A 21,078-nucleotide genomic window follows, 5' to 3' on the forward strand; every position below is an offset into this window, starting at 1 on the left:
ACTGAAAGCACAAAAGGACCCGGGGGCTACGCTGCCCGGATCCTTCTTGCCCAGCAGAATAGCTCACATGAGTTCCGGACCCGAGGCCGATTTTGCGCGTTCTTGTGTTCCGTCGATCACTTCGAGTGGTCATCGGGCGGCACTGTTGACGGAGGACGGCGTCCGGATCGAGGCCGCGTACACCCCGCGCAGGCCCATGATTCCGGGCCCGGCGCCGCATACCCGCGCCGCCCGCGACGGGCTGGCCATCGTCCTCGCACACGGCTTCACCGGTGCCCTCGAACGGCCCGCACTCCGTCGCGCCGCCGCGGCGTTTTCCCAGCATGCGGACGTGATCTCGTTCTCGTTCCGCGGTCACGGGGGCTCCGGCGGCCGGTCCACCGTCGGCGACCGTGAGGTCCTCGACCTCGCCGCCGCGGTCCGGTGGGCCCGCTCGCTGGGCCACCGCCGGGTCGCCACCGTCGGCTTCTCCATGGGCGGCTCGGTCGTCCTGCGGCATGCGGCTCTCTACGGCCGTCCGGCACCGCTTCACGGCCAGGGGGCGCACGAGGAGCGCACGGGTGCGTACGCCGACACGGTCGTCTCGGTCAGCGCCCCGGCCCGCTGGTACTACCGCGGCACCGCCCCGATGCGGCGCGTCCACTGGGCCGTCACCCGCCCCGCCGGCCGCCTCGTCTCCCGCCTCGGCCTGCGCACCCGCATCCATTCCGAGGACTGGGACCCGGTCCCCCTCTCCCCCACCGAGGCCGCCCCCCTCATCTCCCCCACCCCCCTCCTCCTCGTCCACGGAGACCGCGACCCGTATTTCCCGCTGGACCACCCCCGGATGCTGATGTCCGCCGCCGACCCCTCGTCCACGGAGCTGTGGATCGAGCCGGGCTTCGGTCATGCGGAGAACGCGGCGGACGGGGAACTGCTGGCCCGGATCGCGGGATGGATCACCCGGCAGGCCGCTCCAGCACGCTGATCAGGCCGGTGAAGCTCCCCTCGCCGTGCCCCGCGGCCACGCCCCGGTGGAAGAAGGAGGCGAGCGCGGCGGGCACCTCCGTGTCCAGGCCCGCGTCCTTCAGGGTGTGCACCACGTGGTCGGCGCTGGCCGCGTCCATGGCCAGCCGGTCCGCCCCGGTGTTGTGCCGGTCCACGTCCAGCCGCGCGCCCATCTCGCCGATGAAGTACGAGACATCGGCCGCCTTCAGGGCGTGCGGCCGGAACTCCTCGGCCGTGATGCCGTTCGCCCGCATCAGCGCGACGGCGTGGAGATAGCCGGTCATGGACGACCAGAACATGGCCATCAGTGCCTGGTAGTAGACCTGGGCGAGGCCCGGATCCGTACCGCGGTAGTCGGCGGCGGTGAGCACCTCCAGGGCGGCCCGGTGGGTCTCGAACACCTCCCGGGGTCCGCTGTAGAAGGTCGCGGCGCCCTCCTGCCCGATGAGCGGCGGCGGGACCTGCACGCCTCCGGTGAGGTAGCGGGCGCCGTGCCCGTCCGCCCACTGCGCGGCGGCGCGGGCCTTCTCCGGGGTGTCGGAGGTGAGGTTGACCAGGACCCGGCCGGCCAGCGCGGCGGTGGCGCCGTCGAGCACGGCGTGGCACGCGTCGTAGTCGGTCAGGCTCAGCACCACCAGCTCGTTGGCCGCCAGCGCCTCGGCCGGTGTCGCGGCCCGTACCGCCCCCTGGGCCACCAGCTCGTCCGCCTTGGCCGTGGTGCGGTTCCACACGGTGACGGCGTACCCGGCCTTCAGATATGCGGCGGCCATGGCCCGCCCCATGGGACCGAGTCCGATGACCGTCACCGCCTGCTTGTTCGTGTTGTTCGTGTTGCTCGCGTGGCTCATGAATACCCCTCCCGGAGTGACTGGACGTCACTAGAACGAACGCTCTATCCAGAGCTGGGGTGAACCTAGCACAGCACTGGAACGATCGCTCTACTCAATTAGGGTGAGGGAATGCAGAAGACCCAGGACGACCGGGCCGGCGACGCGCGCGGCACCCGCGACCGCATCCTCGAAACCGCCGCCCGGCTGCTCCAGCACCAGGGCTACGAGGGCACCGGCATCAAGCAGATCGCCCGCGAGGCCAGGGCCACCCTGGGCTCCGTGTACCACTTCTTCCCCGGCGGGAAGCAGGAGTTGGCGATTGCGGCGATCCAGCACAGCGACCGGGAGTTCGCCGAAATGCTGCGCGCGGCCCTCGCCGTCAAGGAGGACCCGGCCGAGGCGGTCCCCGCCGTGTTCGACGCCCTCGCCGACGCGCTGCGCGCCTCCGACTGGGCCGACGGCTGCCCGGTCACCACCACCGCCCTGGAGACCTCCGGGACCAGCCCCGAGATCCAGCGCGTCTGCGCCGCGGCCTTCCAGAGCTGGCAGGCCGCCGTCCACGACAAGCTGCGCGCCTCCGGCATCCCCGACCCGGATGCCCGCGAACTGGCCGCCACCGTCGTCAACACCCTGGGCGGCGCCGAGGTCAGCGCCCAGGTGCTGCGCGACGACGAGCCGCTGCGGGTTGCCGGGCGACACCTGGCGCGACTGATCCGCAGCTATCGCTGAACCCTCCGCTGCCGGTCCGCTGCGCTTTGCCTGGGCCGTACGTTTTCGGCTGTCCCGCCGTGGGGGTTTCTCTGGTGCGCCTGCGGCGGGCGGGGGTTGGTTGTCGGCCGCGGTGCCGGCCCTCCGGACTCCGTCCTGCGGTCCCGAGCTGGTGGCCTCGTCCAGGACGAGGATGGCGGGTTCGGCGAGGAAGGCGCGGGCGATGGTGATCAGCTGCTTCTCGCCCACGGAGACATTGCCGCCCTCTTCGTCGATGACGGTGTCGTAGCCCTCGGGGAGGGTGCGGACGAAGCGGTCGACGTGGGTGGCCTTGGCGGCCTCGATGACCTTGTCGAGGGAGGTGCCTTCGGGGGCGCCGTAGGCGATGTTCTCCGCGATGGTGCCGCCGAAGAGCCAGGTGTCCTGGAGGACCATGCCGATGTTGGCGCGGAGTTCCTCGCGGGACATGGCGGCGATGTCGACGCCGTCGAGGGTGATCCGGCCGCCGCGGACCTCGTAGAACCGCATCAGGAGGTTGACCAGGGTGGTCTTGCCGGCGCCGGTGGGGCCGACGATGGCGACGGTCTGGCCGGGGTGGACGGCCAGCGAGAGGTCCTCGATCAGGGGCTTGTCGGCGGAGTAGGAGAAGGAGACCGACTCGAAGGCGACCCGGCCGGTGATGTGCTCGGGGCGGGCCGGGAGCTCGGCGTCGGGGTCCTGCTCCTCGGCGTCGAGGAGTTCGAAGACCCGCTCGGCGGAGGCGACGCCGGACTGGACGAGGTTGGCCATGGAGGCGACCTGGGTCAGCGGCTGGCTGAACTGGCGGCTGTACTGGATGAAGGCCTGGACGTCACCGATGGACAGGGCACCGGCGGAGATCCGCAGGCCGCCGACCACCGCCACCAGGACGTAGTTGAGGTTCCCGATGAACATCATCGCGGGCTGGATGATCCCGGAGATGAACTGGGCCTTGAACCCGGCGGCGTAGAGCGCGTCGTTCTGCTCGCGGAAGAGCTCGGCGGATTCCCGCTGACGGCCGAAGACCTTCACCAGGGAGTGGCCGGTGTACATCTCCTCGATGTGCGCATTGAGCTTGCCGGTCGTCTTCCACTGCTGGACGAACTGCGGCTGGGCGCGCTTGCCGACCTTGGCGGCCACCAGGACGGAGAGCGGGACGGTGAGCAGCGCGACCAGCGCCAGCAGCGGCGAGATCCAGAACATCATGGCCAGGACGCCGACGATGGTCAGCAGCGACGTCACGATCTGACTGAGGGTCTGCTGCAGCGTCTGCTGGATGTTGTCGATGTCGTTGGTGGCCCGGGAGAGCACCTCGCCGCGCTGCTGCTTGTCGAAGTAGCTCAGCGGCAGCCGGGCGAGCTTTTCCTCCACCTGCTCGCGCATCCGGAAGACCGTCTGCTGGACGACGCGGGTGGCGATCCGGGCCTGGACGAAGCCGAAGAAGGAGGCCACGGCGTAGAGCACCGCGGTCCACAGGAGGACCGTGCCCACTGCACCGAAGTCGATGCCGTGGCCGGGGACGACCGGCATCGCGTCGAGCATGTCGGCGAGCCCGCCCTGGCCGTGCGCCCGCAGCTGCGCCGCGGCCTGGGCCTTGGTGATCCCCTCGGGCAGCCGGCGGCCGACGATGCCGGCCATGACCAGGTCGGTGGCGTGCCCGAGGACCTTGGGTGCGACCACGGTCAGCGCCACGCTCGCCACGCCGAGCAGCAGCCCGACGGCCATCACGCCGCGTTCGGGTCTCATCTGGCGCAGCAGCCGCTTGCCGGAGCCCTTGAAGTCCATCGACTTCTCGGTGGGCTGACCGCCCATCATCCGGGCGGGCCCGGCCATCGGGGCGGGTCCGCGCCGGGGCGCGGACTTCGGCGCCTCCTGGTCCTCGGGCGCGGCCGCCTTTCTGTCCGCGGTGGTCACGCCGCCTCCTGCTCGGTGAGCTGGGAGAGCACGATCTCCCGGTAGGTTTCGTTGCCGGCCATCAGCTCGGTGTGGGTGCCGGTGCCGACGACCCGGCCCTCGTCCAGCACGACGATCCGGTCGGCGCCGCGGATCGTGGAGACCCGCTGGGCGACGATCACCACGGTGGCCCGGTCCGTCTCCCGGGAGAGCGCGGCGCGCAGGGCGGCGTCCGTGGCGTAGTCGAGGGCGGAGAAGGAGTCGTCGAAGAGATAGATCTCGGGCCTGCGGACCAGCGCACGGGCGATGGCGAGCCGCTGGCGCTGGCCACCGGAGACATTGGAGCCGCCCTGGGCGACGGCGGCGTCCAGGCCGCCGTCCATCCGCTCGACGAACTCGCGCGCCTGGGCGGTCTCCAGGGCGTGCCACAGGTCGTCGTCGGTGGCGTCGGGATTGCCGTAGCGAAGGTTGGTGGCGACCGTACCGGAGAAGAGATACGGCTTCTGCGGCACCAGCCCGATGGCCCGGGCGAGGGTTTCCTGGTCGAGGGTGCGGACGTCCTCGCCGTCCACCAGGACCGTGCCGCCGGTCGCGTCGAACAGCCGGGGTACGAGCCCGAGGAGGGTCGACTTGCCGGAGCCGGTCGAGCCGATGACGGCGGTGGTCTCGCCGGGACGGGCGGTCAGCGAGATGTCCTTGAGGACCGGCTCCTCGGCGCCCGGGAAGCGGAACTCGACGTTACGGAGTTCCAGTTCGCCGCGGCGGTGCAGCTCGGTGACGGGGTGCTCGGGGGCCACCACGCTGGTGTCGGTGGCCAGCACCTCCTGGATGCGCTCGGCGCAGACCTCGGCGCGCGGCAGCATCATCACCATGAACGTCGCCATCATGATCGACATCAGGATGTACATGAGGTAGCTGAGGAACGCCGTCAGCGCGCCGATCTGCATCTCGCCGCTGTCGATGCGCAGTCCGCCGAACCAGACGACGGCCACGCTGGAGAGGTTCACGATCAGCATGACCAGCGGGAACATCATCGACATCAGCCGGCCGACGCGCAGCGAGACGTCGTAGAGACCGGTGTTGGCCCCGGCGAACCGCTCGCGCTCGTACCGGTCGCGGACGAAGGCGCGGATGACGCGGATGCCGGTGATCTGCTCGCGCAGCACGCGGTTGACGGTGTCGATACGGCTCTGCACCCCGCGGAAGAGCGGGCGCATCCGGCGCACGACCAGGGAGACGAAGATCCCGAGGACCGGGACGATGACCAGGAGCGTGCCCGACAGCGTCACGTCCTGGTTCAGCGCCATGATCACACCGCCGACGCACATGATCGGCGCCGAGACCATCATCGTGAACGTCATCAGCACCAGCATCTGGACCTGCTGGACGTCATTGGTGGTCCGGGTGATCAGCGACGGCGCGCCGAAGGTGCCCATTTCCCGGGCGGAGAAGGACTGCACCCGGTCGAAGACAGCGGCGCGGATGTCGCGGCCCAGCGCCATGGCCGTACGGGCGCCGAAATAGACCGCACCGATGGCGCACACGATCTGCAGCACGGTGACCGCGATCATGAAGCCGCCGATGCGGAGGACATATCCCGTGTCCCCCTTGACGACACCGTTGTCAATGATGTCGGCATTAAGGGTCGGGAGATAGAGATTCGCCAGGGTCTGGATCAGCTGGAGCAGGACGATCAGAGATATCGAGCGCCTGTGGGGCCGCAGATGCGCCCGCGCTAGTCGGACCAACACGCAGTGAGCCTATGGGAAAAAATGCCTTGCGCAATTGAATATCCGGTTTTGCGCGAGGCGCCCCCACGCCTTTGCGCAGCCCTTGCCGAGAGCCGGGCCGGTCGCCGCGTACGCCATGATGGAGGCGGCAACGAAGGAGAAGGGGCCGTCGTGACAACAACAGGCACCGTGCGCTACTGGGCCGCGGCCAAGGCAGCGGCCGGTACGGCCGAGGAGCCGTATGCGGCGGGCACGCTCGCCGAGGCGCTGGACGCGGCGCGCGCGGCACACGCCGCGAACCCGGAGTTCGCGCGTGTCCTCATGCGCTGCTCTTTCCTGGTGAACGGCACCTCCGTCGGATCCCGGGACCATGCCACGGTCGAACTGTCCCAGGGCGGCACGGTCGAGGTCCTGCCCCCGTTCGCCGGAGGGTGAGCACACGAACATGAGCGACAACCAGCCGCAGCAGTACCCGGGATACCCGCCGCGGGAGCCGTACGGCTCCGGGTACGGATCCCCGTACGGCGAGTCGTACGGGAACAGGAACGGGAACGGCCAGTACGGCGGCGACGCGTACGGCCATCAGGATGCGTACGGCACCCCGCCGCCGGCCGACCCCGCGTATCTGCCGTCCCAGCACCACCAGGCCACCCTGGCGTCCGAGGAGCCGGAGGCCCGGCAGCACCCGCAGCCGGCCCGGCCCGCCGCGCCCGCACCCGGCCCGGCGCCCGCCTCCACCGCACATCTGGCGCCCAATCAGCGCGCCCGTCTCGAGGGCCGGTCCCCGATCATCCCGCCCGGTATGCAGCCGGCCGCGCTGACCGCCGTGCTCGCCGTGCTGCTCGGGCTGAGCGCGCAGCTGCCCCGGCCGGTGCTGGCCGTACCGGTGGTGCTGCTGCAGGCGGTCACCGCGGCGGGCTGGTTCCGGCTGAACGGCATGTGGCCCGCCCGCCAGGGCATCGCGCTCGCCTTCCTGGCCGGACTGACCACCGATGTCGCCCTGCTGGCCACCGAGCGCGCGGACGCGCCCGTGGTGGCCATCGGCACGCTCGGCGTGTGGTGTGCGTTCGTCCTCGTCCTCCAGCTGCGCAACCGCAGCAGCGCCGACGAGCGGATGTACGCGCTGACCGCGGGCCTCACCTCGACCGCGCTCGCGGTGCTCGCCTCCGGGCAGCTCGCCGCCGCCCCGGACGCGGTCACGGTCGGCGCCGCCGCGGTCGCCGTGGCGACGCTCGCCCGTGCGCTGCGGCTGCCGTCCTTCGTCTCGGTGGCCGTTGCCCTGGTGGCGGCCGCGGGCGCCGGGATCGGCGCCGGAGAGCTGACCGGCTTCGGGACGCCCGGCGCGGTGCTGGGCCTGGCGGCCGGCGGCTGCGCCCTGATCGGCCTGCGGGTCGCCAGCTACGACTACCCGTCCCGCTTCGTCCACATGACGGCCGGTGTGGCGCTGCCCCTGGCGCTCGCCGCGCCCGCGGTGTACGTCCTGGGCCGCGCGCTGGGCTGACGGACCGACGGCCCGCCACCGGGAGCGATCGGCTCTCCCGGTGGTGGCCGGACGCGCCGACCGGACGTACTCGTTTAGGGTCGGCGGTGCGCAGGCGGGGGCCTGCGGCAATTGCACGATGCGCAATTGCTCTGATGACGTGGCCGGGCGTCGGCGTCCGGCCCTTGCGTGGGGGTAGTGGTTCGATGCGTGCACTGAAGGTGCTGCTGTCCATCGTCGTCATATTCGGCGTGCTGCTCGTGATCGGCGACCGCGTCGCCGTGGGGTACGCCGAGGACATGGCCGCGGACAAGATACGCAGCAGTCAGGGGCTGTCGAAGACCCCGGAGGTCTCGATCAAGGGCTTCCCGTTCCTGACCCAGATCGCCGGCCGCAATCTGACCGAGGTCGACGCCGAGCTCGGCGGCATGTCCACCAGCGCCGAGGGGCGCACCCTGCGGGTGGACAAGCTGAGCGCGCAGTTCCACGACGTCACGCTGGGCAGCGACTACACCTCGATCCAGAGCGCCGCCTCGGCGACCGGGAACGCCCACATCACGTACGCGGATCTGACCAAGGCGGCGGGCGGCGGCGTCAAGATCAGCTATGCCGGTGAGAAGGACGGCCGCAGCCAGGTGAAGATCACGCCGAACGTCTCCGGCATCCCGCTCGTCAGCGACCTCCAGGTGACCGGCTCGATCACCGTCAGCGGCAACACCGTCAAGCTGCGCGCCGATGAGATCCCGGCGATGTGCCGGGCCCTTGCGGCCTGCCAGTCGGCCGTGCGCTCGCAGACCGACCATGTGTGGAAGCTGGACCAGCTGCCCGGCAACCTCGCGCTGGACAAGGTCGTGACCAGGTCGGACGGCATCTCGATCAGCGCCTCCGGCACGAACGTCAAGCTCCCCGGCTGACCCCGGCGGCGGGCGTCCGCCTGCGGAGTCCCCCCACGGGCGTCCACGTACTGAGACGACACCGTCCGTACGCCAGACCCCCCACCCGCGCACCCGGCGCGGCGGACCCGCCCGCACCCCCTCCTCCCGGCACCGCATCCCACAACGCGGACAATCACGTCTCGCCATTTGACACGCCGGTGACACGCCCGGCCGACCGTCCCTACGATCGGTCCCATGCAGAGCGCATTGAGCCGTCTCCGTCCACGGAGGCAGGCGGTACTGACGAAGCGGCGGGCAGTGGACCTGTGCCGCGTCGCCGCCATGCTCTGTCGCCCTGTCTGACGGGTAATCCGCTCCCCCGTCGCCACCCGGCGCGGCCCCTCGGGCCGTCCCTGCATGTCCCCGCGCAGCGCCGCGCGCAGCACCCCGTACGGATTCGGTCCGGCAAATGTGCCGCAGCGCATATACGGCGCACCCGCGGGCAATCTGCCACTGCCCCCCGCAACTGCCCCGGAGGAGAAGAAGATGAGCCGTAGCGACGTCCTCGTGGACGCCGACTGGGTCGAGGCCCACCTCGAGGACCCGAAGGTGGTCGTCGTCGAGGTCGACGAGGACACCTCGGCCTACGACAAGAACCACATCAAGAACGCGGTCCGCATCGACTGGAAGAAGGACCTCCAGGACCCGGTGCGCCGCGACTTCGTCGACCAGGCGGGCTTCGAGAAGCTGCTCTCGGCCAAGGGCATCGCCAACGACGACACCGTCGTCCTCTACGGCGGCAACAACAACTGGTTCGCCTCCTACGCCTACTGGTACTTCAAGCTCTACGGCCACGACAGCGTCAAGCTGCTCGACGGCGGCCGCAAGAAGTGGGAGCTGGACTCCCGCGACCTGGTCGACGGCTCCGAGGTCCCCCAGCGCGCGGCCACCGCGTACAAGGCCAAGGCGCAGGACACCTCCATCCGCGCCTTCCGTGACGACGTCGTCGCCGCGATCGACAGCCTCAACCTGGTCGACGTGCGCTCCCCCGACGAGTTCAGCGGCAAGCTGCTCGCGCCCGCTCACCTCCCCCAGGAGCAGTCGCAGCGCCCCGGCCACGTGCCCAGCGCCCGCAACATCCCGTGGTCGAAGAACGCCAACGACGACGGCACCTTCAAGTCGGACGACGAGCTCAAGGCCCTCTACGAGGAGGAGTCCGTCGACCTGGCGAAGGACACCATCGCCTACTGCCGTATCGGTGAGCGCTCCGCGCTGACCTGGTTCGTGCTGCACGAGCTGCTCGGCCAGACCAACGTCAAGAACTACGACGGTTCCTGGACCGAGTACGGCTCGCTGGTCGGCGTGCCGATCGAGCTCGGCGCCAACAAGTAATCACCGGAGCTCCCCCAAGAGCTTCTCCTTACCCCTCAAGGAAGTACCCCTATGTGTGGAGCACAGGCAGGCGGCCCCGACGCCTCGACCATCAAGCCCGGTGAGACGACCATCCAGGGAAGCGTGACCCGCGACGGCGAGCCCGTCACCGGTTACGTCCGCCTGCTGGACAGCACCGGCGAGTTCACCGCCGAGGTCCCCACCTCGGCGACCGGACAGTTCCGCTTCTACGCGGCCGAGGGCACCTGGACGCTGCGTGCGCTCGTCCCGGGCGGCACCGCCGACCGCACCGTCGTCGCCCAGAAGGGCGGCCTGGCGGAGGTCGCGATCGCCGTCTGACACACGGCATCACCACGGCCGGAGGGCCGCACCCCAGGGTTTGGACGCCTTGCGCGGGGTGCGGCCCTCCGGGCTGTTATCCGTCAGCCGGCGGATTTACCGTGGATGCATGTACGGGCACCGTCCGATGACCGCGCCGCAACGCCGTCATCGCAGGTACTTCCTGCTGATGGGCGTGTGCCTGGTGCTGTTCGTGCTGGCGTGGAGCGTGGTGCGGCTGTGGTCCGTACCGGCCGCGGTGGCGATGTGTGTGGCCGCCATGGTCATCCCGCCCGTCGCGGCGATCATCGGCAACCGCCGCGAGCCCGGGGAACGCTGGTGGGACGAGTGCGGCGACCCGGAGTCCGACCGCTGGTGGCGCGAGCTGGACGACCGGGACGACGAACAGCACCCCCGGTAAGCCGTCGGGGCCCTCAGTACACCAGCGCCTGGACGCCCTCCGGCATGATCTCGCTGACGAAGACCTGGGCACCGGCGATGCCCGCCTTGTCGATCAGATCCTTCTGCTCGATGCCGCGCCGGGCCGCGCACTGGCTGCACACCGTGATCGCCCCGCCACCCGCGAGGATCCCGTCGATCAGCTCCGGCAGCGGCGCCGCATGCGGCAGCTCGAACTCGGCCGCCCGCCCCGGCAGCGCGAACCACGCCGATTCCCCGGTCAGCCACAGCGACACCTCGACGCCGCTGGCCACCGCCACCGCCGCCACCGTGAACGCCTGCGAGCACCGCTCGGGCGCGTCCGCCCCCGCCGTCACCTTGATCACGAGCTTTTTCGCCATACGGCAAGAGTAGGCCGCGGGTCTGCGTGGGGTGTCCCTGCTCCTCCAGAACTTGGGGAAGACCTCACAGCGCCGCCGTGACGGGCGCCGACTAGACTCACCATCGGTCCCTCCGTTACACCTCACTCCCAGGAGCGCGCTCGTGCTTGAGGCAGTCTTCACCACCCTGCTCGTGCTGGTCGCCGTCGGCGTGATCGCCTTCGCGGGCCTGACCTGGAAGAAGCTGTACCAGGGCCAGCGCTGACCCCCTCGGCCCCGAGGGCCCTCGCCCCGAAAAGCCCCCTCCCCTCTCTATAGATCGCCTGAGCTGTCATGATCGAGATCCCGTCCGACCTGAACCCGGCCCTGGTGCCGCTCGCCTTCCTTCTCGGCAACTGGGAGGGCGCCGGCGTCGCCGACTTCCCCGGCGCGGAGAAGTGCAACTTCGGGCAGGAGGTCACCTTCACCCATGACGGCCGTGACTTCCTCGAATACACCTCGCACAGCTGGGTGCTCGACCACGAGGGCAAGAAGCTCCGCCCGCTGGAGACCGAGAGCGGCTACTGGCGCGTCGACGCGGACCGCAAGGTCGAGGTCGTCATGATCCGCGACCAGGGCGTGGTCGAGGTCTGGTACGGCGAGCTGGCCGACAAGAAGCCGCAGATCGACCTGGCCACCGACGCCATCGCCCGCACCGCGGCCTCCGGCCCGTACAGCGGCGGCAAGCGGCTCTACGGCTATGTCAACAGCGACCTGATGTGGGTCGGCGAGAAGGCCACCCCGGACGTGCCGCTGCGCCCCTACATGTCGGCGCATCTGAAGAAGGTCGCCGATCTCAAGCAGTGGGCCGAGAGCCTGCCCGACGACATGCCGGACGGGGTCTCCTTCTTCCGGCCCGACGGCACGCCCTACGAGGGCTGACGCCACCCCACGTTTGACGCGCCCCGCGGGGGAAGTCCGGTGAGAGTCCGGCGCTGACCCGCAACGGTGAAACGGAAGCCCCTTCCGTAAGCCCGATCGCCCGCGGGGACGCCGGATCCTGACAACTCGCCGTGGACTGCGAGGGGACGCCGCCGTCGCCGCCTCGTGCCGACGGCCCGCCGCTCCTTTGCGTACGGACACGGCCCGAGCCGATTGCGTACGCCTTGGCACGCCCCGTCCGCACCACCCCGCTGGTGGCCGCGCTCCTCCTCGCCCTCCTCGGCTCGCTGCTGTGCGGGACCGGCCTCGGCGCCGCCGGAATCGGCTGGCCGCAGGTGCTGCGCTATCTGGGCGCCGGGCTCACCGGCGGCACCATCGGGCCCGACGAGGTCTCCGCGTACACCATCGTCTGGGAGCTGCGCTTCCCCCGGGCCCTGCTGGCCGCGGTCGTCGGCGCCGGGCTCTCCGCCATCGGCGTCGCCGTCCAGGCCCTGGTCCGCAACGCCCTCGCCGACCCCTTCGTCCTCGGCATCTCCTCCGGCGCCGCGGTCGGCGCCAATGCCGTCCTCCTCTTCGGGGCGCTCGGCGCCCTGGGCGTGTGGGCGCTGTCGGTGTCGGCGTTCGTCTCCGCACTGATCGCCATGGCCCTGGTGTACGCGGCCGCCCGTACGGCCCATGGGCTCACCCCGCTGCGGCTGGTCCTGACCGGCACCGCGATGTACTACGGCTTCTCCGCGGTCACCACGCTGATGGTGTTCACCGCGGACCGGGGCGAGGCGGCCCGCTCGGCGATGATGTGGCTGCTCGGGAGCCTGAGCGGGGCGGGCTGGGGCTCGCTGCCGATCGCCGCGGCCGCGGTGACCGCCGCACTGGCCCATCTGCTGCTCTCGGCCGGCCGGCTGAACGCGCTGGCCATGGGCGATGAGACCGCCGCCGCCCTCGGGGTGGACGCCGGGCGGCTGCGCCGCGAGCTGTTCGTGGTCGCCGCCGCGGTCACCGGCGCGGTGGTCGCGGTCAGCGGCGCGATCGGATTCGTCGGACTGATGGTGCCGCATGTGACGCGGATGCTGGTCGGCGCCGGCCACCGCCGGGTGCTGGCCGTCGCCCCGCTGCTGGGCGCGGTGCTGCTGGTGTGGGTGGATCTGCTGTCGCGGGTGCTGCTGGCACCGGTGGAACTGCCGGTCGGCGTGCTCACCGCCGTGATCGGCGTGCCCTGCTTCGTGCTGCTGATGCGGCGGCGCGGCTACACCTTCGGAGGCGGTGCCTGATGCGGATCGACATCGAGGGGCTGTCCGTCGCGGTGGCCGGAAACCGCCTCGTCCACGACATCACGCTACGGGCCGACAGCGGGCGGCTCATCGGCCTGGTCGGCCCCAACGGCAGCGGCAAGTCGACCCTGCTGCGGTGCGTGTACCGCGCGCTGCGGCCGGCCGCCGGGACCGTACGGCTGGACGGCGCGGACCTGCACGCCATGGATGCGCGCGAGGGCGCCCGGCTGCTGGCCGCGCTGCCGCAGGAGGCGAGCACGGAGTTCGACTTCACCGTGGCCGAGGTCGTCGCGATGGGGCGGCTGCCGCATCAGCGCGGCTCCGGCCGGGCGAGCGCCGCCGACACCGAGGTGTGCACGCGGATGCTGGCCCGGGTCGGCGCGGCCCATCTGGCCGACCGCGGCTTCCTCGCCCTCTCCGGCGGCGAGAAACAGCGCGTCCTGATCGCCCGCGCACTGGCCCAGGAGCCCAAGGTCCTGGTGCTCGACGAACCCACCAACCACCTGGACATCGCCCAGCAGTTGGAGGTTCTGGCGCTGGTGCGGGAGAGCGGGCTGACGGTGCTGACCGCACTCCACGACCTCAATCTGGCCGCCGTGCACTGCGATGAGCTCCATGTCATCGCCCACGGCCGCATCGTCGCCTCGGGTCCGCCGCACGACGTGCTCACCGCCGGGCTGCTGGCCGAGGTGTTCGGCGTCCGCGCCCATCGCGTACGGCATCCCGAAACGGGCGCCCCGCAGCTGCTGTTCGACCGCCTGTCCCCGTCCGCCTCATGAGGTCCTTCATGCCCATCCGCCGCCCCGCCGCCCTGCTCGCCGTCCTCACCCTCGCGCTCACCGGCTGCGGCGCACGCGTGGCCCCCGGCACCGGGAACGCCGCCGACCGCCCCTCGGCCCACTACCCCGTCACCATCGACAACTGCGGCGTCAGGACGACGTACGACAAGGCGCCCCGGCGCGTGGTCACCAACGACGTGGGCATCGCCGACATCATGTTCGCGCTGGGCCTCGAGGACCACATGGCGGGCTACATCATGCCCGCCTACCGGGGCGATCTCGCCGCCGTCCCGTGGAAGTCCGCCTACGGCAAGGTCCCCTGGCTCTCCAAGAAGGCCATCACCAAGGAAATGGCCCTGGACGCCAGGGCCGATCTGGTCTTCGCGGGCTGGCACTACGGCTTCGGCGAGGAGAGCGGTGTCACCCCGGCCTCCCTCAAGAAGCTCGGCATCGGCAGCTACGTCCTGACCGAGTCCTGCCGCAACGGCACCGGCGACGGCTCACGCGGTGTGATGCCGCCGCTGGAGGCCCTCTACACCGACCTGGAGACGCTGGGAAAGATCTTCGACGTGGAGGACCGCGCCGCCGCACTGATCAAGAAATACAAGAAGCAGGTCGCCGACGCCCAGGCCAAGGCCCCCGAGGAGGGCGAGCGGCCGTCGGTCTTCCTCTACGACGGAGGCGAGGACAAACCGCTGACCTCGGGCCGCTACGCCGGACCGCACGACATCATCACCAAGGCGGGCGGCCGGCACGTCATGAAGGACCTCAAGGACTCCTGGACGACCGTCGGCTGGGAAACCGTCGTCGAACGCAACCCGGACGTCATCGTCATCAACGACTACGGCACCCCTTCCGCCGCCCGGAAGAAGGCGTTCCTCGAGTCCTACCCGCCCCTCGCGCACGTCTCGGCGATCAAGCACCACCGCATCTACGTCATGGATTACGCCGATCTGGTCGAGAGCCCGCGCAATCCCGCCGCGGTCACCGCACTGGCGGAGTATCTGCGGGACGTACACACGGGCTGACCGCCCTCCTACACTGGCTGTGTGGTGACCACCAACTGGCAGAGCGACCTCCGCAGGCGCGGGTACCGCCTGACCCCACAGCGCCAGCTCGTCCTGGAGGCCGTGGACAGGCTGGAGCACGCCACCCCTGACGACATCCTCACCGAGGTCCGCAAGACGGCGGGCGGCGTGAACATCTCCACGGTCTACCGGACCCTGGAGCTGCTGGAGGAGCTCGGCCTGGTCAGCCACGCCCACCTGGGCCACGGCTCACCGACGTACCACCTGGCCGACCGGCACCACCACATCCATCTGGTGTGCCGGGACTGCACCGAGATCATCGAGGCGGACCAGTCGGTGGCCGACGCGCTGACGTCCCAACTGCGCAGCCAATTCGGCTTCGATACGGATATGAAGCACTTCGCGATCTTCGGGCGCTGTGCGGCATGCACCGAAAAAGCCAATGCGAAGGCCGCTCGGAACGACGCATAGTCGCGCCGTAGGCTGGCTTCCATGAAGAGCCCACTGCTGTCGCTGCCCGGTGCCGTTCCCGCCGAGGCCCCCGACGAAGGTGTCGCCGCGCACTACGGCGATCTCTTCCGGGAGCAACGGACCCTCGCCGACGGCTCCGGCTTCGTGGACCTCTCGCACCGTGGCGTGGTCACCGTCAGCGGTCCCGAGCGGCTGAGCTGGCTGCATCTGCTGATCACCCAGCACGTCAGCGAGCTGCCGCCCGGCCGGGCCACCGAGGCGCTGATCCTGTCCGCGCACGGCCACATCGAGCACGCCCTCTACCTCGTCGACGACGGCGAGACGACCTGGCTGCACACCGAGCCCGGCGACCAGGAGGCGCTGATCGCCTATCTGGAGAGCATGAAGTTCTTCTACCGCGTCGAGGTCGCCGACCGCACCGAGGAGACCGCCGTCGTCCACCTCCCGGCGGGTTCGATCGCCGAGGTGCCCGAGGGCGCAGTCGTACGGGAGACCCCGCACGGCCGCGATCTCTTCCTCCCCCGCGCCGACCTGGAGTCCTTCGCGGCGGCCCACGGACCCGCGGTCGGCGTGCTCGCCCTCGAGGCCCTGCGCGTCGAGGCGCACCGCCCGCGGCTGGGCCTGGAGACGGACCACCGCACCATCCCGCACGAGCTGGGCTGGATCGGCACCGCCGTGCACCTCCAGAAGGGCTGCTACCGCGGCCAGGAGACCGTCGCCCGCGTCCACAACCTGGGCAAGCCCCCGCGCCGTCTGGTCTTCCTCCACCTGGACGGCAGCGAGGTCCATCTCCCCCCGCACGGCACCCCCGTACGCCTGACCGCCGACGGCGCGGAAGGCCGTCAGCTCGGCTTCATCACCACCTCGGCCCGCCATCACGAGCTCGGCCCGATCGCCCTGGCCCTGGTCAAGCGCAATGTCCCGGTTGACGCGCAGCTGATGGCGGGCGACACGGCGGCGGCCCAAGAGGTCATCGTCCAGCCGTGACGCCGGGGGCCGGAAGTGCCGCTAGACCTCCACGAGCACCGTGAAAGGACCGTCGTTCGTCAGCGACACCTTCATGTCCGCGCCGAAGCGGCCGGTCTCCACGCGGGCGCCCAGGGCGCGGAGTTGGGCGACGACCTCGTCGACGAGAGGCTCGGCGACCGGGCCGGGGGCGGCGGCGTTCCAGGTGGGGCGGCGGCCCTTGCGGGCGTCACCGTAGAGAGTGAACTGGCTGATCACCAGGAGCGGCGCCCCGTTGTCCGAACAGGACTTCTCGCCCTGCAGGATCCGTACCGACCACAGCTTGCGGGCGAGCTGTGCCGCCTTCTCGCGGGTGTCCTCGTGCGTGACCCCCACCAGCACGCACAGCCCTTCCCCGACGATCTCCCCGACCGTCTCGCCCGCCACCTCGACGCGGGCGCCGTCGACCCTCTGCACCACAGCTCGCATGGGGCCCATCATGCCGGGGCCCGGCCTCGCATCACACAGGCGGCCGGGTGCCCGGGCGGCCTTACCCCCTTTCGGGGCCGTTCGGGTGCCCTCGCCCTGCACACGGACCGCCCAGAGTGGCACGATGCGTGCACGTGGTGCGTTTCACGGACAACATGCCCTGGATGCCGCACCCGATGAGGGGACGGAACGCTTCATGACCACTGCCGGATCCGGGCGCACACCCGGTCCCGTACCACCCGCGCGTACGACGCCCGCCGCGCGTACGCCACCGGCCGCGCCCGCGCCGCCGACCGGGCCGTCCCCGGCCGCCCTGACGACCACGACCACGGCAACGGCTCGCGTCGAGCCCGTCCGCACCGAGGATTGCCCCATGCCCCAGGCAGGCCAGGCGCAGCACCCCCGCCCGCCGCAGCAGCGCGACCGGTTCCGCCCCGTCGCCCCGCCCGACCTGTCCGGTCTGACCCTGCCCGAGCTGCGGGTGGTGCGGCGCGACTCACAGCAGGAAGAGGCCGATCTGAGCTATCTGCGCCGGCTGCTGCAGGGCCGCATCGACATCCTGCGGGCCGAGATCGCCCATCGGGCCACCCCGCATTCGCCGCTGCTGGACCGCCTCCCGGAGATCCTCACGGACGTCCCGTCGCGGCACCGCTCCTCGGCGCGGCATGTGACGGTGGGCACGCCGCACAGCGAGGAGTACCGCCGGCTGGCCGAGGAGATGCTCGGCGAGGTGGAACTGTCCGACCTGGGCGCGCGGACGGACGAGGAGCTGGATGCGGCGATGGCCCGGCTGATCCGCTACGAGCGCCAGATCTCGCAGCGCCGCCAGTCCCTGCAGCGGATGGCCGATGATTGCAGTGGAGAGATTGCCCGCAGGTACCGTGAAGGCGAAGCACAAGTCGACGACCTGCTGTCCTGACCGGGCCACAAGCCCTCGGGCGGCGGGTTCACCTCATCCTCCGGAAGGCCGCCGATGACCTCGCCCACCAGCCCGGTATCTGCACCGGATTCCGCGCCCGTTTCCGCGCCGATATCCGCACCGTCACTTGCGCTGTCCCCGGAAGCCACCTCCTCCCCCGTCCTCGCCGAGGTCGTCCGCTCCGGTTTCGTCGAGGGCCGCCACCGCGGCTCCCTGGTGGTGCTGGCGGCCGACGGCAGCGTGGAGTGGTCCCTCGGCGATGCCGCCGCCCCCGTCTTCCCCCGCTCCGCGAACAAGCCGATGCAGGCCGCGGCGGTGCTGCGGGCCGGACTGGACCTCGCGGGCGAGCGGCTGGCGCTGAGCGCCGCGAGCCACTCCGGCGAGCCCTTCCACCTCGATCTTGTGCGCACCATGCTCACCGAGCACGGTCTGACCGCCGGGCAGCTGCAGACGCCCCCGGATCTGCCGCTGGACCCGGCGGAGGCGGAGGCCTACCTGGCCGCGGGCAACGTCCGCGAGCCGCTCACCATGAACTGCTCCGGCAAGCACACCGCCATGCTGGCCGCCAGCGCCCTCAACGGCTGGCCGCTCGACTCCTACCTGGCGCAGGACCACCCGCTCCAGCAGATGATCCTCGAGGGCGTGCGCAAGGCGAGCGGCGAGGAGGTCGCACACATCGGCACGGACGGCTGCGGCGCGCCCCTGATGTCGCTGTCGCTGACCGGTCTGGCCCGCGCCTTCCGGTACTTCGTCCTGGCCGAGCCGGGCACCCCGGAGCGCCGGGTCGCGGACGCCATGCGCGCCCACCCCGAGTACGTCGCCGGCACCCGCCGCCCCGACACCTGGCTGATGCAGGCCCTCCCCGGCACCCTGTCCAAGATGGGCGCCGAGGCCGTCCAGGCGCTGGCCCTGCCCGACGGCCGGGCCCTCGCCTTCAAGATCGACGACGGCGCGGCCCGCACCCTGGGCCCGGTGCTGGCCCGGGTCCTGCGCCGGATGGGCATCAACCACCCCGTGCTGGAGAAGATCGAGGACGTGCCGCTGCTGGGCGGCGGGGCGCGGGTCGGGGAGATCCGGGCCGCGGCGTTCTGACGGCAGCGGGAGACGGTCCGACGGCGACGGGAGACGGCGGGGCCGCAGCCCGTCACCGTCGGACCCCTTCGCGGGCGGCACACCGGGCCCGGCCTCCGGAACGCTGCCGCGCGGCCAATCCATGCGACGTTCGGGCACAGGTGTGATTACCGTGCCGTCATGAGCTTAGAGATCCGTACAGTCGGCGACGACGACCTCCGCGGCTGGGCCGTGGCGGTGGCAACCGGCTTTCTCAAACCTCCGGTGACCTCCGACGAGGACATCGCCTTCCGCCGGTCGGACTACGACCCCGAGCGGACGTGGGGCGCCTACGACGACGGGCGCTGCGTGGCCACCTTCCGCAGCTTCCCGCAGGAGCTGACGGTGGTGGGCGGCGCCCCGGTGCCCACCGACGCCGTCTCGGCCGTGACCGTGCTGCCCACGCACCGCCGGCGCGGCCTGCTGAGCCGGATGATGGCGAACGACCTGCGGGCCGCCAAGGAGCGCGGCGATGCCGCCGCCACGCTGATCGCCGCCGAGTACCCCATCTACGGGCGGTTCGGTTTCGGCCCGGCGACCTGGACGTCCGCCTGGCGTATCGATACGGCGAGGGCCGGTCTCGACCCGCGGCACGCCGCCCCGGAGAGCGGCGGCCGGATCGACTTCGCCTCCCCGGAGGAGGTCCGCGGGTTCGGCCCCGGCCTCCATGACCGCTTCCGCGTCCAGGTGCCGGGGGCGGTCTCCCGTAACGACAAGTGGTGGCTGCGGGCCACCGGCGCCGTGCGCCTGGCCCACGACCCTCCGACGGAGCGTCATCACGCCGTCTACCGTTCCCCGTCCGGCGCGATCGAGGGTCTGGCCAGCTACACGTACGAGGACCGGTGGGAGGCAAAGCGGCCGGACAACAGCGCGCATGTCGAGCGGCTCATCGCGACCTCGCCGGACGCCGAGCGGGCGCTGTGGCAGTTCCTGTGCTCCATCGACTGGGTGCAGTACGTCCACACCGGCCAGCGCGCGCCCGACGATCTGCTGCCGCACTTCCTGGGCGACCCGCGGGCCGCCGCCATCCAGGAGCACTCGGACTATCTGTGGCTGCGCCCGCTGGATGTGCCCCGTCTCCTGGAGGCACGTACGTACCCGGTGGCCGGCACCCTCGTCCTGGAGGTCGAGGACCGCGCCAGGCTGGCCGGCGGCCGCTTCCTCCTGGACGCGGGCCCGGAGGGCGCCACCTGTACGCCGACCACCCGTTCCGCCGAACTCTCCCTTGGTGTGGGCGAGTTGGCCGAGCTCTATCTGGGTGACGCGGCCGCCGCGCGGCTGGCGGCACTGGGCCGGGTCCACGAGGCGCGGCCGGGTGCACTCGCCACCGCCGACGCCCTGCTGCACACGGCGCGCCGGCCGTGGTGCCCGGACATGTTCTGACCGGGACCCGCCGTGTTCCGAGGGGGATCGCCCGGCCGGCCCGGTGGCGCCGTGCGATCCCTTCCGAAACGGCGGCCGCGACCGCTGCCCCACGCCCCCTGGCCTGCATAAGGTGGCGAGGACAGAGACAGCGCACGAGTGCCCCGGTGCACCTCCCGTGCATCGGGGCACCACCCACCACAGCAGGAGGCCGGCGACCATGAGCGACGCGAATTCCGAGCCGCAGGGGCCCGAGGCGATCGAGCACGCGCACGACCCCGAGGTGCTGCAGCTCGCGGCCAAGGTGTTCGACCTGGCGCGGCACGGGGACACCGACACCGTCGCCGCGTATGTGGACGCGGGCGTGCCCGCCAACCTGACGAACGACAAGGGCGACTCCCTGGTGATGCTCGCCGCCTACCACGGCCACCCGGACACCGTGGCGGCCCTGCTGGAGCGCGGGGGCGACGCCAACCGCACCAACGACCGCGGGCAGACGCCGCTCGCCGGGGCGGTCTTCAAGGGCGCGGACGAGGTCGTCAAGGTCCTGGTCGCACACGGCGCGGACCCGGCGGCAGGCGCGCCGTCGGCGATCGAGACGGCGCGGATGTTCGAGAAGACGGAGCTGCTGAAGCTGTTCGGCGCGGAGTGACCGGCGGCAGGCGGGAGGTGAGGGGCGGTCAGCGGGAAAGGACACGCCTTGACCTCAACATTGCTTGAGGTCTTAGCGTCGGGGACCGGACGGCGACACCGCCGCCCGCGCACTCCCATCCGTG

At 71.2% G+C, this 21,078-nt stretch carries 23 protein-coding genes and 1 pseudogene; 19 read left to right on the forward strand and 5 right to left on the reverse strand.

What is annotated here, in order from left to right; translation table 11 throughout:
- Positions 1-67: 67 nt before the first annotated feature.
- Positions 68-967: an alpha/beta hydrolase family protein gene (locus ADL29_RS05270; protein WP_053922560.1), complete on the forward strand. Its 900-nt coding sequence runs from the start codon at positions 68-70 to the stop codon at positions 965-967.
- Here the strand turns inward: ADL29_RS05270 and ADL29_RS05275 are convergent.
- A complete protein-coding gene (locus tag ADL29_RS05275; protein ID WP_053922561.1) occupies positions 939-1,835 on the reverse strand; it encodes an NAD(P)-dependent oxidoreductase in 897 nt (298 codons plus the stop codon). The genes ADL29_RS05270 and ADL29_RS05275 overlap by 29 nt on opposite strands.
- 111 nt (positions 1,836-1,946) lie before the next feature.
- Between ADL29_RS05275 and ADL29_RS05280 the strand changes: the two genes are divergently transcribed.
- Positions 1,947-2,546 (forward strand): TetR/AcrR family transcriptional regulator, encoded by a 600-nt coding sequence (locus ADL29_RS05280; protein WP_053922562.1) that lies wholly within the window; start codon positions 1,947-1,949, stop codon positions 2,544-2,546.
- 144 nt (positions 2,547-2,690) lie between these two features.
- Here the strand turns inward: ADL29_RS05280 and ADL29_RS05285 are convergent.
- Positions 2,691-4,355, reverse strand: a pseudogene (locus tag ADL29_RS05285) (ABC transporter ATP-binding protein); the annotation flags it as partial.
- A gap of 98 nt (positions 4,356-4,453) precedes the next feature.
- On the reverse strand, positions 4,454-6,187 hold the full coding sequence (locus ADL29_RS05290; protein WP_053922563.1) for an ABC transporter ATP-binding protein: 1,734 nt from the start codon (positions 6,185-6,187) through the stop codon (positions 4,454-4,456).
- Positions 6,188-6,337: 150 nt separating this feature from the next.
- On the opposite strand from ADL29_RS05290, the gene ADL29_RS44425 reads away from it, so the two are divergent.
- From ADL29_RS44425 to ADL29_RS05320, 7 genes are all read left to right on the forward strand, one after another.
- On the forward strand, positions 6,338-6,601 hold the full coding sequence (locus ADL29_RS44425) for a MoaD/ThiS family protein (protein WP_244319084.1): 264 nt from the start codon (positions 6,338-6,340) through the stop codon (positions 6,599-6,601).
- 10 nt (positions 6,602-6,611) lie between these two features.
- The gene (locus tag ADL29_RS05300) at positions 6,612-7,667 is read left to right on the forward strand and encodes a hypothetical protein (RefSeq protein WP_053922564.1); all 1,056 of its coding nucleotides are present in this window, start codon (positions 6,612-6,614) and stop codon (positions 7,665-7,667) included.
- A gap of 185 nt (positions 7,668-7,852) precedes the next feature.
- On the forward strand, positions 7,853-8,560 hold the full coding sequence (locus ADL29_RS05305; protein WP_053922565.1) for an LmeA family phospholipid-binding protein: 708 nt from the start codon (positions 7,853-7,855) through the stop codon (positions 8,558-8,560).
- 216 nt (positions 8,561-8,776) lie between these two features.
- Positions 8,777-8,884 (forward strand): putative leader peptide, encoded by a 108-nt coding sequence (locus tag ADL29_RS46480; protein ID WP_387869396.1) that lies wholly within the window; start codon positions 8,777-8,779, stop codon positions 8,882-8,884.
- A 183-nt stretch (positions 8,885-9,067) separates the two neighbouring features.
- Entirely contained in the window at positions 9,068-9,913 is an 846-nt protein-coding gene (locus tag ADL29_RS05310) for a sulfurtransferase (RefSeq protein WP_053922566.1), read from the forward strand.
- A gap of 51 nt (positions 9,914-9,964) precedes the next feature.
- Positions 9,965-10,252, forward strand: coding sequence for a DUF1416 domain-containing protein (locus ADL29_RS05315; protein ID WP_006603933.1), 288 nt, complete (start codon positions 9,965-9,967; stop codon positions 10,250-10,252).
- A gap of 169 nt (positions 10,253-10,421) precedes the next feature.
- A complete protein-coding gene (locus tag ADL29_RS05320; RefSeq protein WP_046930907.1) occupies positions 10,422-10,652 on the forward strand; it encodes a hypothetical protein in 231 nt (76 codons plus the stop codon).
- A gap of 13 nt (positions 10,653-10,665) precedes the next feature.
- Here ADL29_RS05320 and ADL29_RS05325 read toward each other — a convergent pair whose 3' ends face one another.
- Positions 10,666-11,031, reverse strand: a complete 366-nt coding sequence (locus tag ADL29_RS05325) for a DsrE family protein (RefSeq protein WP_053922567.1) — start codon at positions 11,029-11,031, stop codon at positions 10,666-10,668.
- Between the two features lie 312 nt (positions 11,032-11,343).
- Here ADL29_RS05325 and ADL29_RS05330 point away from each other — a divergent pair, with 312 nt between their 5' ends.
- From ADL29_RS05330 to ygfZ, 6 genes are all read left to right on the forward strand, one after another.
- Positions 11,344-11,931, forward strand: coding sequence for a heme-binding beta-barrel domain-containing protein (locus ADL29_RS05330; protein ID WP_053922568.1), 588 nt, complete (start codon positions 11,344-11,346; stop codon positions 11,929-11,931).
- Positions 11,932-12,155: 224 nt separating this feature from the next.
- Positions 12,156-13,199, forward strand: a complete 1,044-nt coding sequence (locus tag ADL29_RS05335) for a FecCD family ABC transporter permease (protein WP_053922569.1) — start codon at positions 12,156-12,158, stop codon at positions 13,197-13,199.
- Positions 13,199-13,978: an ABC transporter ATP-binding protein gene (locus tag ADL29_RS05340; RefSeq protein ID WP_053922570.1), complete on the forward strand. Its 780-nt coding sequence runs from the start codon at positions 13,199-13,201 to the stop codon at positions 13,976-13,978. Before ADL29_RS05335 ends, ADL29_RS05340 begins: the two co-directional genes overlap by 1 nt.
- Positions 13,979-13,986: 8 nt before the next feature.
- A complete protein-coding gene (locus tag ADL29_RS05345) occupies positions 13,987-15,006 on the forward strand; it encodes an ABC transporter substrate-binding protein (RefSeq protein ID WP_053922571.1) in 1,020 nt (339 codons plus the stop codon).
- Between the two features lie 21 nt (positions 15,007-15,027).
- Entirely contained in the window at positions 15,028-15,477 is a 450-nt protein-coding gene (locus ADL29_RS05350) for a Fur family transcriptional regulator (protein ID WP_053922572.1), read from the forward strand.
- 21 nt (positions 15,478-15,498) lie between these two features.
- Positions 15,499-16,464 carry a CAF17-like 4Fe-4S cluster assembly/insertion protein YgfZ gene (gene ygfZ, locus ADL29_RS05355; RefSeq protein ID WP_053922573.1) on the forward strand — a complete coding sequence of 322 codons (966 nt, stop codon included), beginning with the start codon at positions 15,499-15,501 and terminating at the stop codon, positions 16,462-16,464.
- A gap of 21 nt (positions 16,465-16,485) precedes the next feature.
- On the opposite strand, the gene dtd is transcribed toward ygfZ, so the two are convergent.
- On the reverse strand, positions 16,486-16,911 hold the full coding sequence (gene dtd / locus ADL29_RS05360; protein ID WP_046926656.1) for a D-aminoacyl-tRNA deacylase: 426 nt from the start codon (positions 16,909-16,911) through the stop codon (positions 16,486-16,488).
- A gap of 196 nt (positions 16,912-17,107) precedes the next feature.
- On the opposite strand from dtd, the gene ADL29_RS05365 reads away from it, so the two are divergent.
- From ADL29_RS05365 to ADL29_RS05380, 4 genes are all read left to right on the forward strand, one after another.
- A complete protein-coding gene (locus tag ADL29_RS05365) occupies positions 17,108-17,830 on the forward strand; it encodes an RsiG family protein (protein WP_107094894.1) in 723 nt (240 codons plus the stop codon).
- Between the two features lie 54 nt (positions 17,831-17,884).
- Positions 17,885-18,922 (forward strand): asparaginase, encoded by a 1,038-nt coding sequence (locus ADL29_RS05370; RefSeq protein WP_078970756.1) that lies wholly within the window; start codon positions 17,885-17,887, stop codon positions 18,920-18,922.
- 159 nt (positions 18,923-19,081) lie between these two features.
- Complete coding sequence (locus ADL29_RS05375; RefSeq protein WP_053922575.1) at positions 19,082-20,323, forward strand: GNAT family N-acetyltransferase; 1,242 nt, start codon at positions 19,082-19,084, stop codon at positions 20,321-20,323.
- 199 nt (positions 20,324-20,522) lie between these two features.
- Positions 20,523-20,954, forward strand: coding sequence for an ankyrin repeat domain-containing protein (locus ADL29_RS05380; protein WP_053922576.1), 432 nt, complete (start codon positions 20,523-20,525; stop codon positions 20,952-20,954).
- Positions 20,955-21,078: the final 124 nt, after the last annotated feature.

Source organism: Streptomyces chattanoogensis (assembly GCF_001294335.1).
Lineage (GTDB): Bacteria > Actinomycetota > Actinomycetes > Streptomycetales > Streptomycetaceae > Streptomyces > Streptomyces chattanoogensis.